The sequence below is a fragment of the Hamadaea tsunoensis DSM 44101 genome, assembly GCF_000428945.1.
Taxonomy (GTDB): domain Bacteria; phylum Actinomycetota; class Actinomycetes; order Mycobacteriales; family Micromonosporaceae; genus Hamadaea; species Hamadaea tsunoensis.
The window spans coordinates 484,712-497,889 of sequence record NZ_AUAX01000003.1 but is presented as its reverse complement, the minus strand read 5'-3'; the positions used below and the strand labels follow the sequence as shown (position 1 = coordinate 497,889).

Here is a 13,178-nt window from a genome sequence, read left to right as displayed (position 1 = left end):
GCGACGCGCCGCAAGGCTTCCATCCGTTTGGGTGTACGCCGGGCGAGAATGCCGCCATGCGCCGGGCACCCTGGACCCTCCTGGCCGCCGCGGCGGTCTGTTTCGCCCTCACCGCCTGCAGTGACCAGCTGCCGGCCCCGATTCCCGAGGACACGGCCTCGCCGGCACCGGGAGATCCGCGTACGCAGCTGGCCGCCATGGCCGCCGGGGCGAAGGATCTGCACGTCGTGGCCGCGTACACGCTGAAGGTCGCGGGGAAGCCCGACCGGAACGTGACCGCGATGTCCACGGCCAACGGGGACTGGCGGCTCGACCTGACCCGGCAGGCGCTCGGCGGGACCGTCGACGTCGCCCTGTTACGCGTCGGCGGCGTGCTCTACCAGTGCGCCCTGCCCGCCGCCGGCTGCGTACGCCTGACCCGGATCGCCTCGGCGTACGACCCGCACCTGCAGCACCTGTTCACCGACTGGCTGGACGTGTTCATGGACCGGCAGGCGGCGCTGTCCGTCTCGATCGCGCAGGCGCTGCCCGGCGTGGCCGGAACGTGCTTCGCGGTCGACAGCTCGGCGGTCTCGGTGTCGTCCCCGGTCGACGCGGGGATCTACTGCTACGGGCCGGGCGGGATGCTGACCGGCGCGCGTACGAAGGCGGGCAGCCTGATCCTCGTGGGCAACCCGACTCCGGCACCGCCGTCGATCACGTTGCCGGGCGCGGTGAGCCCGGGCCAGCCGCTGCCGAACGCCTCCCCGTCGCCGTCGCCGTCCCCGTCCGCCTCGGGTACGCCGAGCGGGAAGCCGAGCGTGACGCCCGCCACACATGCGTGAACGATCACTGTTGATCATGGTCGTACGCTCAGACTTGCTGGGTATCGTGGGCGGCCTTGGATCCGACCTGCGATCCCGACCGAAGACCAAGGACTGTGCTGACCCCTCCGCACATCGTTGATGATGTGACCGACCGTCTGCGTTCCGCGCGGAGCGCCGTGGACGCCTGCCGGTCGGTGGTCGACGCGCTCGCCCAGCACAGCGACGCCCTGATCGCCGTGCTCCTGCACGTCCACGACCACCTGCGCTGCGTCGCCGCGACGGGATCGTGGCAGGTCTTCGCGTCCGTGCCGCTCGGCCGGGGCGTCGTCGGGCGGGTCTACGAGACGGGGCGCACGGCGGTGCTGACCGACGTCGCGGCGGAACCGGCGTTCATCCGGCTCGGGCCCGACGTCGTCGCGGAGATCTGCGTACCGGTGCTCGACCGGACCGGCCACCCGCTCGGCGCGCTCAACCTCGAATGGACCTCCGTGCTCGGCCTCGACGGCTGGCAGGAGCAGCTCGAGGAGATCGGCGTACGCCTCGGCGCGCGCATCGAGGAGCTGGGCGGTCCCCCGGAGGAGACCGAGGCGGAGAAGTTGCTGCGGCACACCGTCGCGCTGTCGGCCGCCGCGAGCGACGCCGAGGTCTACGCCCGCTGCGCCGACGCCGGCCGCGACATCTCCAGCCTGTCCTCCTGCGTCGTGCTGACCTCGGTCGCCGACGCCTTCGACCCGGCCTCGCCGGCCGTGCCGCACGGCGTGATGCTGCAGAGCAGCTCGCCCAGCCCGCGCGACCGCCAGCTCGTCCAGCGGCTGGCCGACATCGGCCCGACCGCGCTGGGCGTACTGCTCGACCGGGCCCGCCGCCACGGCGCGTCGTTCACCCTCGGCGACCCCGACGAACTCGATTCGCGCGGCTTCGAGACGCTCACCAAGGCCGGCGTACGCACGATGATCGCGGCCCCGATCGGCCCGGGCGCCCGCGGCGGGGTGCTGGTGGCGTTCGACGACGTGACCGCGCACCCCGACTCCCATCGGGCATCCCTGCTGGCCCTCCTCGGTACGCAGGCCTGGACCTGCCTCGACCGGCTGCGCTCGCTGGACCGGATGCGCAAGCGGGCGAGCTCGGATCCGCTGACGGGCCTGCGCCACCACGGGCCGTTCGGCGAGCGCCTGCTGTCGGCGACCCCGGGTCGCACGACGCTGCTCGCGATCGACGTCGACCGGTTCAAGTCCATCAACGACACCTACGGGCACGCGGCCGGTGACCGGGCGCTGGTCGACCTGGCGCGGGCGCTGGAACGAACCCTGCGCCAGGGCGACGAGCTGTACCGCGTGGGCGGCGACGAGTTCGTGGCGGTCGTCGAGGTGCCGAGCGCGGGCGAGGCGGTCGCGGTCGCCGAGCGGCTCGCCGAGGCGGCCCGGCAGACCGGCCGCACGATCTCGGTCGGCGTCGCCGTCCAGGCCGAGGGCGAGACTCCCGAGGAGGCACTCCTGCGGGCCGACCAGGCGCTCTACGACGTCAAGCGGCGCGGCCGCGACGGCGTCCAGCTCGCACCCTGATCAGCGGACCCGCGTACGCCCGACCCGGGCCAGGACTCCGGCCATCGTCAACGCGGCCGCCGCGATGGCGACCCGCTTCCGGGACCGCTCCCGTTGCTCGGCGCGCTGCTCGTGATGGACGGCGACCGGATTCCAGGGCGCGACCTGGTTGCGCGGCGGGGCCGGCGCGATCGCGGGCGGCAGGGTGATCACGGGCGGCGCGACGATCGGTGCCGGTACCGGCGGATTCGCGTGCGGCGCCGGCCGGACGATCCGCGCGGGAACCGGGCTCCGCGACGCCGCCGGGCGGCCGGCGGCGGGGCTCACCGGCGGACTCGGAGACACCGGATGCCCGGTCGACGGCGAAGGTCCGGACGATTTCGAAGGGCCCGGCGATCTCGAAGGGCTGGGCGTCACCACACGGCTGGGCGACGCCGACGGGCTGGGGCTGGACGAAAGGCTCGGCGACGGGCTGACCGACGGGCTCGCAGACGAGCTGGGGGACGGGCTGGTCTGCGGTGCGGCCGGGCAGCCCGCGACGTCCACCGAGGCCATGGCCGGGCCGGTCGCCACCCGTCGCGCCGTCGTGGGCGCCGCCAGGTCCACCGCGTACGTGGAGCCTCCACTGTGGATGGCGTACAGGACGTCGCCGTCGATCCAGACCCCGCCGTAGATCCCGCCCGGCGGAAGGCCCCGGACCCGGGCGAGCGTACGCACCCGGCCGTCGGACGGGGTGACGGCGACCAGGCTCGCGGACGGTCCACCGGTCGAGAGGGCGACGAGAGCGGCGTACCGGTCGGACCATTCCCAGTCGCCGATCGTGATCGACGAGCGCAGCCGGACGATCGGCCGGGCCGTCACGGCGGGCAGCCCGTAGGCCAGGATCCGCCGGCCGGACAGCAGGTACCAGACCCCGTCGTGCACGGTCCCCGTGTACGCGTCGCCCGGCGCCGTCCCGACCGTGGTCATCGAGCCGTCGGCGGTGATGCGTACGGCCGCTCCGGTGGGGGTCACGCCATAGAAGGCGTCGCCGAACCGGCCCACCCCGTTGACCTCGGTCGACAGCCTCCGAGCGGCTGATTCGGCGTACATCATGGGGGGTTGGGAACGGAAGGTGACCACGACGCAGGGCGAACCGGCCGGCGCGGCCCAGGCGGCGAGCGCGACCGCGGGGGACAGGACGAGCGTGACCACGAGCGCAGCCCGAAACACCCGCATACCGGGACAACGTCCGCCGTAACAGACTGTTACGGCGGGCGTTGCGTTCTACGTGGGACTGATCCTCGGCGGCATCCTCCTGGCCCTCGTGACCTCGGCGATCGCCGTGGTGATCGTGCTGGTCGTGCAGAAGTACACGGATCCGTTACGGGAACGGCACGACGGTTACGTCGACGCGATCGGCATGGTCTTCGCGGTCGTCGGCGTCCTGTACGCGATCGTGCTCGCCTTCGTCGTCATCTCGGTCTGGGACCAGATGTCCTCCGCCCGGGACGACTCCTTCACCGAAGCGACCGCGCTGGTGAGCACGTACGCGTACGCGCAGACGCAACCGGAGCCGGAGCGTTCCCAGATCCAGGCGCTCGCCCACGACTACACGGTCGAGGTGATCAACGACGAGTGGCCGCGGATGGCCCGGCACGAAACCGTGCCGCTGACCGGCTGGAGCACGCTGGACAGGCTGCGCCAGGCGGTCACGCGGACGGCGCCCGGAGCGGACGCGAGCGATGCGGCCGTGGACGCGTACCAGGCGGCACTGGCGAATGTGGACGCCGTCGCGGCCGCCCGCGAATCCCGGGCCGGGGTCGCCGTGCGCGGGCTGCCCGTCGTCATGTGGTTCCTGCTGGTCGGCGGCGGAATGCTGACGATCGCGTTCGCGTACCTGTTCGACATCGCGGGGCTGGTCCCGCAGATCATCTTCACGGTCGGCCTGACGGTGATGGTCGTCCTGCTCCTGTACGCGGTCTACCAGCTCGAATATCCGTTCGCGCGAGGGGAGCGGCTGGAGCCGGACGCGTTCCGCTTCGCCCTGGCCCGCTTCGCCCAACTCACCGGATAATTCGCGATCTCCATAAGATCCCGTTTGGATCAGGGAATTCACCCGAATCTTGGGCTCTCCGGTCACCTGGCCTTGATCGTGTAGCGCGTATATGTTGCGACGACCGCATTTCGACATATACGCGCGACATGATCAAGGGTGGCGAACGGCTGGAGGCTGGGAAGGATCTTCCGCCATCTGAACCACGGCCGCTGTTTCTTGATCGAAACGGTGAGGAGGCGACGGTGAACGATGCTTCGCCCCACTGTGCTGGCAGTGGAGTCCCCGGAGCGCAGCGATAGGGGCGGAACGGTCTCCCGCGCGAGGAGCGGAAGTGAGATCGACGAACCCGGGACAAAAGGATCTTGACCTAAGGATCCATCTTGAATTTGATCTTCAAGCACGGGGGTGTCGGAGACCTGGGTGGTTCTCGGGGAGGGTTTTGCGGATGATCCACCAGCTCACTGCGAGCGCTGCCGCGACCAGCGGCCAGCTCATCCCCGCCTGCGCGATCCCGAGCAGCGCCGTCCAGTTCGCGGCCCACAACGGCGTCCACACGGCGACCCGCGCCACGTAGATCCCCGCCCACACCCAACTCGCCCGCTGGTACGCGCGCATCAGGTCCGGATCGCGCCGCCATTTCGTCTTCTGGCCGAGCGCGGCCCCGACGACGACGCCGAGCAGGGGCCACCGGGCGACGATGCTGACCGCCCAGGCCAGGGCGCTGGCCACGTTGACGGCGATGCGGGCGAGGAAGAAGTCGGACCCGCGGCCGGTGTAGAGGGCGATCGCGGCCGCCACTCCGACGCCGAGGGCGCCGAGCAGGACGGCGGTGAGCCGGCCGCCCTTGCGCCAGCGGTAGACGCCCATCGCGACGGTGGCCACGAGCGCGGTCGCCGAGCCGAGCAGGATGGACTGCCCGCCGGCCAGGTAGCCCGCCACGTACGCCAGCGGCCCGACCGTCGCGTCGACCGCCGTACGCCGGCCGCCGAGCAGGTCGTGCAGGTTCTCCGGCCGTTCTGCGGGCTCGGTCACGGCGTTCTCGCTCAGCGGAGTCTCGCTCACAGAAGTGAGGTTAGCCTAGGCTTCGGCACGGGACAGCGTAGTGCCCGCCCACCCCGGGTCGGGGCGGACGGGCACGGGAAGCAGTCGCTCGTCAGTGCGCCGGCACTTGTGCGTGCACGCGGATCTGATCGAGTTCGGCGGCGATCCGGGCGGCCGCCGTCGTGTCGCGCGTCGCCTCCCGCAACGTGTACGAGGTGACCGCGGAGAGCTTCAGCTTCTGCCCGCCGACCAGGTACGCGAACGGGACCCACTGATTCGTGAAGATCATCAGCGGGTTCATCGAGTTGACCGATTCCCGGCCCAGTTCGATGCGCTGGATCTCGTTCCACGGGATGGTGCGGTTGCCCAGCGCCCCGTGCACCCGCAGTCCCGCCGGCGTGGCGACGATCCGCAGGAACAGCGTACGCAGGGCGAGCAGAACGACGAGCACGGCCAGGACGGCGAGCGCGATCCGCCCGCCACCCGTCGCGAAGGCCGCACCGCCGCCGAGAATGACGGCCAGGAGGAGGAAACCGAGGCAGAGGAAGACGCGCCGGCCGGGGTTGTGATACGAACGCTCGTCCATGGCCATCAGACTCTAGTCGGCGTAGGGCTTGTAGTTGTAGAGGCCGCTGCCCACACCCAGGGCGGGCTTGGCGATCTTGATGGTCTTGACCAGCCACTTGTAGGCCTCGATGGCCTCCTTGAGCTTCTTCATGCTGGCCATCAGGTCCTTGATCAGCTTGGTCGCCTTGGAGACGACCTTGGCCACCCCGGAGATCGCCTGAGCGACCACGAGCGGCGTGGCGAGGCCCAGGCTGGCGGCCTCCTCGGCGAGCCAGCTGACGATCTTGCCGAGGATGAACGAGATCAGCCACTTGATGCCGGCGCGCACGATGCCCACCACGGTCGCGAGTGCGTCGGTGATCTTCGCGAGCACCTCGGCACTCGCGGCCATCTCATGCATGGCCTCGTAGCGGGACGCCGCCAGGCTGCGGTACATGTCGCCGGTCGGGTCCGCCCAGGACTTGAGGTCCCCGTCGACGTAACCCTTGTAGACCTCGTTGTTCCCGTCGGTGTTCGTGGCCACGTTCCGCCACGTCTGCGCGTACGCGGCGACCTGGTCGGGATCGCCGGAAACCCAGTCGAGCATGTCGGACAGCGGCTTGATGTGCTCGATCAGCCAGCCCGCGCCCCAGCTGACCAGCGTACCGATGGGGTCGATGACCGCACCGGCGACGTCGGCGGCCATGCCGAAGGCGCCGACCCCGGCCTCGACCCAGTTGCGGTTGGCGACACCCTCGCCGATGTCGTGCATCTCCTGCAGGAGCGTCGAGCTGGTGTACCAGCGGGTGCTGTCGACGCGCGGCGCGACGATGGGCGCCGGTCCCATGACGGGTGGTTGGCTCATAGCGGCAGCTCGATTCCTGGGTGCTGGTTGGCGACGCTCTGCGTCTTCGTCTTCGCGTGGTCGTCGCTCGAGGTGTAGCCGCTCGACGCCGTGCGCAGGTTGGTGCCGTCGCCGTGCAGGCTGGTGACCATCTCGCTGTACTTGTCGGTGAGCTCCTGCTCCATGTCCTTGAACCAGCCGAGCGCGAACGTGAGCAGATGCCCGTACGCGTTCGCGCCCATCGTCACCGTCTGGGCGCCGTCGCGGATGCGGGCGACCTGATCGGCGGTCTGGTCCACATGCGACGAATGCGTGGTGAGCTCGGAAGCCTTGACTTGGATGTGGCTCATCGGGCGTTACCCCCGTTCTCCGGGTCCTCGGCCGAGAATCGGTCGTAGCTGGCCAGCACGTGGCGGCCGGCCTCGCTGTCGGCGCCGATCGTCTCCGCGGCGACCTCCCTGACCTGCTTGCGCAGCTGGGCCTGGGCGGCACGCATGGTGGCCAGAACGGCTTCGGCGATCCGCTGCGCCGGCCACCGCTCGACCTCGGGGTCCAGCCGGATGTCGGTCGGAACGCCGGCGTTGTCGACCGAGACGGTCACGTTGCCGTCGCGGCTCGTCGCCTTGACCGACAGATCCTGCAGGCGGGTCGCCATGTCTTGGGCCTGCTGCGCCCGCTCCGCGGCCCGGGCGGCCCAGTCGTCGACGAACGATTCGGCGTCGTCAAGATCTTGAAAAAACACGCTGCCCCCATATGCGCGAGTAGCTCAGGACACGGGCGTACCGTACGCAGCCGCGGGCGGCCCTGCAATGCTTGCGTCGTCGCTTGTGGATAACTTCATCAGGGTCCGTCCACAAGGCCCGGACCCCTGAAAACCGGCGTTGAGCAGGGATTCAGCCCGGCTGGACCGGGCTGACCGGCTGCTTCGCCCGCTCCGCGGCGGCCGCCTTCTTCTTGCGCAGGTGGTCGCGCAGCGCGCTGATCCCGGCGATGAGCACCACCACGGGGATGATCATGACCTTCCAGTACAGCGTGTACTCGAAGTACTCCTTGGTCAGGTACTCCCAGACCAGGTAGCCCGCGTACCCGGCGGCGCCGAAGCCGAGGAAGCCGATGGCCAGCACCGCCATCAGGACGGCCTTGCCGCCCTTGCGCTCCCTGACCGCGGCGACCAGCGCCACGACGCCGAGCGCGATGAACGCCAGGCCGGTCAGGCCGAGGATCGCGACATAGATGAAGAAGAGGACAGGGCTGTCCGATTCCATGACGACTCCGAGGGAGAAGAGAAATTGGCGTGACCCTAGATCACCGGAGGGGCGGCTGTCAGGCCGGAATCAGGCCGGAATGTCGCCAGGCGGGCGGCCGGGCGGGAAAAGTCCTGCTGAAACGACTCAGGGCCACCCGATGGGTGGCCCTGACGTGGTCGGGGTAACCGGATTTGAACCGATGGCCTCTTCGTCCCGAACGAAGCGCGCTACCAAGCTGCGCCATACCCCGATGGCAACTCGGAAATACTAGCCGACGCGACCCGAGCCGCAAAACCGGGTATCCCCGCCGCGCCGCGGGCGGCCCCCGGGCTCAGCGTGGGATCAAGGTGAGGATCGATGCCTCGGGGCGGCAGGCGAAGCGTACCGGTGCGGTCGGGTGGGTACCGAGACCCGCGCTGACGTGCAGGAACGACTGCGTCTCGGGCCACCGGTGCAGGCCCCGCGCCATCGACCGGTCCAGGCCGCAGTTCGTCACCAGTGCACCTACCAGGGGTACGCGTACCTGGCCGCCATGGGTGTGCCCGGCGAGGACCAGGTCGCAGCCGTCCGCCACGAACCGGTCGATCACACGCGGTTCGGGGGAGTGGCTGACGCCGAGGCGTACCGCCGCACCGGCCAGGGGCTCGAAACCGGGGTACGCGTCGCGGCCGATGTGCGGGTCGTCGACGCCGACGAGGGAGATCTCCCGTCCGCCCGCCTTGAGCGTGGCGCTCGCGTTGTTCAGGTCGGCCCAGCCGGCGTCGGTGAGGATCTCCCGCAGGTCCTCGTAGGGCAGCTCGGCCCCGTGGCGGTACTCGTCGTCCTCGTCGCGGGCGAAGTAGCTGAACGGGCTCTTCCAGACCGGGCCGGAGTAGTCGTTGGAGCCGAACACGAACGCCCCCGGGTACGCCAGCAGCGGCTCGAACGCGCGCGTCAGCGCCGGCAGGACGTGCGGGTCGGCCATGTTGTCGCCGGTGACGATCACGAGATCGGGATCCAGCCCGGCCAGCTGTTCGACCCAGCGCTGCTTGCGCCGCTGGCCGGCGGTCATGTGCAGGTCCGACAGGTGCAGGATCCGCAGCGGTTCGGCCTCGGGTTCGAGCACCGGCACGTCGAACCGGCGCAGAGTGAACATGTTGCGCTCGATCACGGAGGCGTACGCGAAGGTGGCTGCCCCGATGACGACGGTGCCTGCGGCGATTTTTGCGAGCGGACCCATGACGGACAGCGTAGTTTGATTCGGCGTGAGCACGCTCAAGGACCGCCTGACCGCGGACATGCGCAACGCGATGAAGAATCGCGACGAGACCGTGACCCGGACGCTGCGGATGGCGCTGGCCGCCATCGGCAACGCCGAGGTGGCCGGCAAGGTCAAGAAGGAGCTCTCGGACAGCGAGGTGATCGTCGTCCTGACCAGGGAGGCGAAGAAGCGCGTCGAGGCGTCCGAAGCCTTCGCCAACGCGGGCCGGCCGGAGCAGGCCGCCGCGGAGAAGGCGGAGGAGGGTGTCCTGAACGCCTACCTGCCGCAGCAGATGGGTGACGCGGAGCTGGCCGAGGCTGTGAGCGCCGCTCTCGTGGCCGCGGGCATCGCCGAGGGCGCCGGCCAGCCGTCGATGGGCCCGGCGATGAAGGCCGCCCGGGCGGCGGTCGGCGACCGGGCCGACGGCGGCCGCGTCTCCGCCGAGGTACGCCGGCACCTGGGCCTCTGACCTCGTCGAACAGGACAAGGGCCCCGTCGAACAAGAACGAGGACCCCGTCGAACAAAACAAGGTCCGTCGAACAGGACAAGCGACCCGCAGAGCGCGGAAATGACGAGAGGGCGGCCTGCCAGGGCCGCCCTCCATCGTCGAAGTCGTCTTACGCCGGCACGAGCTGCCGGGTCTTCTGTTCCTTGAGCGCCGTCTCGAAGGTGCGGCGCCAGCTCATCACCTGAGGATGCCGGCGGAGCAGTGCGCGGCGCTCACGTTCGGTCATTCCGCCCCAGACGCCGAATTCGATGCGGTTGTCCAGCGCGTCGGCCAGGCATTCGTACCGCACCGGGCAGCCCCGGCAGACGCGCTTCGCCACGTTCTGTTCGGCGCCCTGTACGAAGAGCGCATCCGGATCACCGTTCCGGCACGCAGCCAGGCTGGGCCAGTCGATAACCATCCCCATGTTGTCACGTCCCCCCTCGCGTTCCCCCTGGCCGCCCGAAGTGCATAGCCTTCGCCGACCCCGCGCAAAGGGCAGGCGAACGCGGACCTCCTCCCCGTCAGTCCCGCAACGGGCGGCATTGCTCGCCGGACCATCATGCTCTGTAGTCAGGCGATTACGCAATGTTGTCGGCGAAATCGCCTTAAACGTATTTTTCTGCGCGCTTCGTTTCCGGCGTGCTCCAAGTGGATCTTCAGGTTGAGGAACGTGCTCTGGGACTGGCAACTACACGCCGGGGGTCGTGCGTCTTGACCAACGAACCAGCACCCGAAAGGTGGCGGTAGCTGTGGCTGCCCGTCCTGAGGCTGCTGCGTAGACTGTCCGAACCCGAGGGGGTGCCCCCCTCTTTCCCCCGAGCCTGGAATCCTGAGGCGGTGACCCGGATGCGCAAGGGCGACCACAACGTGTTCGCGAACGTCCTGTCCCTTCTGATCTGCGGGCTCCTCGCGGGTGTCGTCGTCGCCGCCGCGGCCTTCCCGGCGATCGCCATGTCGGGGCTGGCCGCGAAGACGGGCGCGCAGGCGTTCGCCGACCTGCCGAGCGAGCTGACCGTGAAGCGCTCGCCGCAGATGAGCAAGATCTACGCCAGCGACGGCAGGACGCTGCTGGCCTCGATCTACGACGAGAACCGCCAGGACATCCCGATCGACGAGATCCCCAAGGTCATGCAGCAGGCGATGGTCGCCGCGGAGGACCACAAGTTCTACGAGCACAACGGCGTGGACGTGAAGGGCATCGCCCGCGCGTTCGTGGCCAACAAGAACGCCGGCGAGACCGAGCAGGGTGCCTCGACCCTGACCATGCAGTACGTGCGGCTGTCCATCACCTACGCGGCCACGGACCCCAACCAGGTCCTGACCGCCGCCGAGGACACCAGCGCGCGCAAGTTGCGTGAGGTCAAGTATGCGCTGGCGATCGAGAAGAGGCTGTCGAAAGCGCAGATCCTCGAGGGCTACCTGAACATCGCGTACTTCGGCAACCACGCGTACGGGATCTATGCGGCCAGCCAGGTGTACTTCGGCAAGGAGCCCAAGGACCTGACGATCCCGGAGGCGGCGTTCCTGGCCGGCCTGGTCAAGTCGCCGAGCGACTTCAACCCGGTGAACGACGACGGCACGATCGACCCGAAGAACTTCACCGAGGGCAAGACCCGCCGGGACTGGGTCATCGACCAGATGCACGAGACCGGCGCGATCTCGGAGGCGGACCAGGCGACCGCGAAGGCGACCGAGCTCAAGATCACGGGAAAGCCCGCGCCGAACGGCTGCATCGCGACGCTGATCGCCAACGCCGGCTTCTTCTGCGACTACCTGCAGCGCTGGTGGATGCAGGAGCCGGCCTTCGGGGCCAACTCGTACGAGCGTGAGCGGGCGCTGAAGAGCGGCGGCTACAAGATCATCTCTTCGCTCGACGTGCCGACCCAGAACGCGGCGAAGAAGAACGTCGAGGCGGCCCTGAAGACCGGCAACAAGCACGCGCTGATGGTCGTGGCGGTCGAGCCCGGCACCGGCAAGGTGCGGGCGATGGCCGTCAACCGGAACTTCAAGATCGACGATCCGAACAACCCGCAGAACAAGCTGTCGACCGACCCGGCGAAGGCGGCCAAGGGCATCCGCGGCTCGTACCCGAACACGGTCAACCCGCTGATGAGCACCGAGGACGGCGGTTACCAGTTCGGTTCGACGTTCAAGATGTTCACGGCGGTGGCGGCGCTGGAGCACGGGTACCCGCTCGACTACACGATCAACGCGCCGTACCAGTGGACCTCGCCGTACGTGGTGGCCCCCGGGCCGGCGACGTGCGGGGACAAGTGGTGCCCGCACAACGCCTCGCAAGGCATGACCGGTACGCACACGATGTGGGGCGGCTTCGGCCGCTCGGTCAACACGTACTTCGCCCAGCTGATCGCCCGGGTCGGGCCGCCGTTCGCGGTCGCCTCGGCGAAGGAACTGGGGCTGAAGTTCCGGGGCGACGCGAGCCACTGCTGCAGCGACGCGTACTACGCCGCGCACGCCGACGAGTGGGGTGCCTTCACGCTGGGCGTCACCGAGAACACGCCGCTGGAGATGGCCAACGCGTACGCGACGCTGGCGGCCGACGGCACCTACTGCCAGCCGATCCCGGTCGAGAAGATCACCGACCACAACGGCAAGGACCTCGACGTGGCCAACCCGCGCTGCGAGAAGCGGGTGGACACCGACGTGGCCCGGGCCGCGGTCGACATGGCCCGGTGCCCGATGGGTGACGACTCGGCGTTCGGCAAGTGCACCGGCGGCACCGCGACGTACGTCCACGACAACATCGTGAAGCGGCCGGTCGCCGGCAAGACGGGTACCACCGACGACAACCGCACCGCGTCGATGATCGCCATGACCAAGCAGCTCGCGGTCGCCGGCATCGTCGCCGACCCGGACTGGATCCTCGACGACGTCGGGCACATCAACGGCAAGGACCCGCACCGCGACATCGTCAACCCGGCGGTCGCGATGACCCTGCGGGACGGGGTGAAGGGCAAGCCCGTCGTCAACTTCAGCAAGCCCGTCAGCCAGAAGATCATCTACGGCACCAAGGTCAGCATCCCGGTGGTGACCTGCAAGTCGGTCGCGGACGCGACGTCGATCCTGAAGAACAAGGGCTTCACGGTCAACGTCGAGGCCACCCCGGTCTCCTCGCCGTGCCCGGCCGGCACGGTCGCCGGGACGACGCCGTCCGGCTCGACGAGCAAGAACAGCAGCGTCGGTCTCCAGATCAGTGACGGCAAGGGCACTGCGACGCCTCCGCCGGGCGGGGGCAAGCCGAACCAGCCGCCGCCGCCCCGCAACAACGGGACCGGCATCTGGCAGTGCCCGCCGATCTGCCTGCCCGCGGATCCGTTGCAGTTGCTGCCGTAACGTCACAGCGAGAGGGGAGCTTCGGCTCCC

The 13,178-nt window shown here is 69.5% G+C and carries 14 protein-coding genes and 1 tRNA gene; 5 read left to right on the top strand and 10 right to left on the bottom strand.

Translation table 11 applies throughout. The features are described 5' to 3' along the window. Positions 1-56: 56 nt before the first annotated feature. Entirely contained in the window at positions 57-824 is a 768-nt protein-coding gene (locus G401_RS44095) for a hypothetical protein (RefSeq protein ID WP_051366306.1), read from the top strand. A gap of 125 nt (positions 825-949) precedes the next feature. Then, positions 950-2,368 carry a sensor domain-containing diguanylate cyclase gene (locus tag G401_RS0107265; RefSeq protein ID WP_245601640.1) on the top strand — a complete coding sequence of 473 codons (1,419 nt, stop codon included), beginning with the start codon at positions 950-952 and terminating at the stop codon, positions 2,366-2,368. Here the strand turns inward: G401_RS0107265 and G401_RS0107260 are convergent, their stop codons facing one another. Next, positions 2,369-3,541 carry a DUF6923 family protein gene (locus tag G401_RS0107260; RefSeq protein WP_027341977.1) on the bottom strand — a complete coding sequence of 391 codons (1,173 nt, stop codon included), beginning with the start codon at positions 3,539-3,541 and terminating at the stop codon, positions 2,369-2,371. It lies immediately after the preceding gene. 76 nt (positions 3,542-3,617) lie between these two features. On the opposite strand from G401_RS0107260, the gene G401_RS0107255 reads away from it, so the two are divergent. Next, on the top strand, positions 3,618-4,403 hold the full coding sequence (locus G401_RS0107255) for a bestrophin-like domain (RefSeq protein ID WP_027341976.1): 786 nt from the start codon (positions 3,618-3,620) through the stop codon (positions 4,401-4,403). 375 nt (positions 4,404-4,778) lie between these two features. Here G401_RS0107255 and G401_RS0107250 read toward each other — a convergent pair whose 3' ends face one another. The 8 genes from G401_RS0107250 to G401_RS0107215 form a co-directional block, all read right to left on the bottom strand. After that, the gene (locus G401_RS0107250; protein ID WP_245601639.1) at positions 4,779-5,447 is read right to left on the bottom strand and encodes a DUF3159 domain-containing protein; all 669 of its coding nucleotides are present in this window, start codon (positions 5,445-5,447) and stop codon (positions 4,779-4,781) included. A gap of 91 nt (positions 5,448-5,538) precedes the next feature. Further along, on the bottom strand, positions 5,539-6,012 hold the full coding sequence (locus G401_RS0107245; RefSeq protein ID WP_027341974.1) for a PH domain-containing protein: 474 nt from the start codon (positions 6,010-6,012) through the stop codon (positions 5,539-5,541). Positions 6,013-6,024: 12 nt separating this feature from the next. Continuing rightward, on the bottom strand, positions 6,025-6,837 hold the full coding sequence (locus G401_RS0107240; RefSeq protein ID WP_157545402.1) for a WXG100-like domain-containing protein: 813 nt from the start codon (positions 6,835-6,837) through the stop codon (positions 6,025-6,027). Then, a complete protein-coding gene (locus G401_RS44090; RefSeq protein ID WP_034590901.1) occupies positions 6,834-7,166 on the bottom strand; it encodes a type VII secretion target in 333 nt (110 codons plus the stop codon). Before G401_RS44090 ends, G401_RS0107240 begins: the two co-directional genes overlap by 4 nt. Then, on the bottom strand, positions 7,163-7,558 hold the full coding sequence (locus G401_RS0107230; RefSeq protein ID WP_027341972.1) for a YbaB/EbfC family nucleoid-associated protein: 396 nt from the start codon (positions 7,556-7,558) through the stop codon (positions 7,163-7,165). The genes G401_RS44090 and G401_RS0107230 overlap by 4 nt, the downstream gene beginning before the upstream one ends. Before the next feature lie 151 nt (positions 7,559-7,709). Further along, entirely contained in the window at positions 7,710-8,081 is a 372-nt protein-coding gene (locus G401_RS0107225; RefSeq protein WP_027341971.1) for a hypothetical protein, read from the bottom strand. Between the two features lie 155 nt (positions 8,082-8,236). Further along, positions 8,237-8,313 (bottom strand) — tRNA-Pro (locus G401_RS0107220). Positions 8,314-8,394: 81 nt separating this feature from the next. Then, positions 8,395-9,282, bottom strand: a complete 888-nt coding sequence (locus tag G401_RS0107215) for a metallophosphoesterase (RefSeq protein ID WP_027341970.1) — start codon at positions 9,280-9,282, stop codon at positions 8,395-8,397. 25 nt (positions 9,283-9,307) lie between these two features. On the opposite strand from G401_RS0107215, the gene G401_RS0107210 reads away from it, so the two are divergent. Further along, positions 9,308-9,772, top strand: coding sequence for a GatB/YqeY domain-containing protein (locus G401_RS0107210; protein ID WP_027341969.1), 465 nt, complete (start codon positions 9,308-9,310; stop codon positions 9,770-9,772). Between the two features lie 149 nt (positions 9,773-9,921). On the opposite strand, the gene G401_RS0107205 is transcribed toward G401_RS0107210, so the two are convergent. After that, positions 9,922-10,218 (bottom strand): WhiB family transcriptional regulator, encoded by a 297-nt coding sequence (locus tag G401_RS0107205; protein WP_027341968.1) that lies wholly within the window; start codon positions 10,216-10,218, stop codon positions 9,922-9,924. Between the two features lie 422 nt (positions 10,219-10,640). Here G401_RS0107205 and G401_RS44085 point away from each other — a divergent pair, with 422 nt between their 5' ends. Further along, positions 10,641-13,148, top strand: coding sequence for a transglycosylase domain-containing protein (locus tag G401_RS44085; protein WP_245601648.1), 2,508 nt, complete (start codon positions 10,641-10,643; stop codon positions 13,146-13,148). The last annotated feature ends 30 nt before the right edge of the window (positions 13,149-13,178 follow it).

What these genes read in the sequence shown, in the direction of transcription:
- G401_RS44095 (WP_051366306.1), top strand. Translation starts at nt 57, where the DNA reads ATGCGCCGGGCACCCTGGACCCTCCTGGCCGCCGCGGCGGTCTGTTTC.
- G401_RS0107245 (WP_027341974.1), bottom strand. Translation starts at nt 6,012, where the DNA reads ATGGACGAGCGTTCGTATCACAACCCCGGCCGGCGCGTCTTCCTCTGC.
- G401_RS0107240 (WP_157545402.1), bottom strand. Translation starts at nt 6,837, where the DNA reads ATGAGCCAACCACCCGTCATGGGACCGGCGCCCATCGTCGCGCCGCGC.
- G401_RS44090 (WP_034590901.1), bottom strand. Translation starts at nt 7,166, where the DNA reads ATGAGCCACATCCAAGTCAAGGCTTCCGAGCTCACCACGCATTCGTCG.
- G401_RS0107225 (WP_027341971.1), bottom strand. Translation starts at nt 8,081, where the DNA reads ATGGAATCGGACAGCCCTGTCCTCTTCTTCATCTATGTCGCGATCCTC.
- G401_RS0107215 (WP_027341970.1), bottom strand. Translation starts at nt 9,282, where the DNA reads ATGGGTCCGCTCGCAAAAATCGCCGCAGGCACCGTCGTCATCGGGGCA.
- G401_RS0107205 (WP_027341968.1), bottom strand. Translation starts at nt 10,218, where the DNA reads ATGGGGATGGTTATCGACTGGCCCAGCCTGGCTGCGTGCCGGAACGGT.
- G401_RS44085 (WP_245601648.1), top strand. Translation starts at nt 10,641, where the DNA reads ATGCGCAAGGGCGACCACAACGTGTTCGCGAACGTCCTGTCCCTTCTG.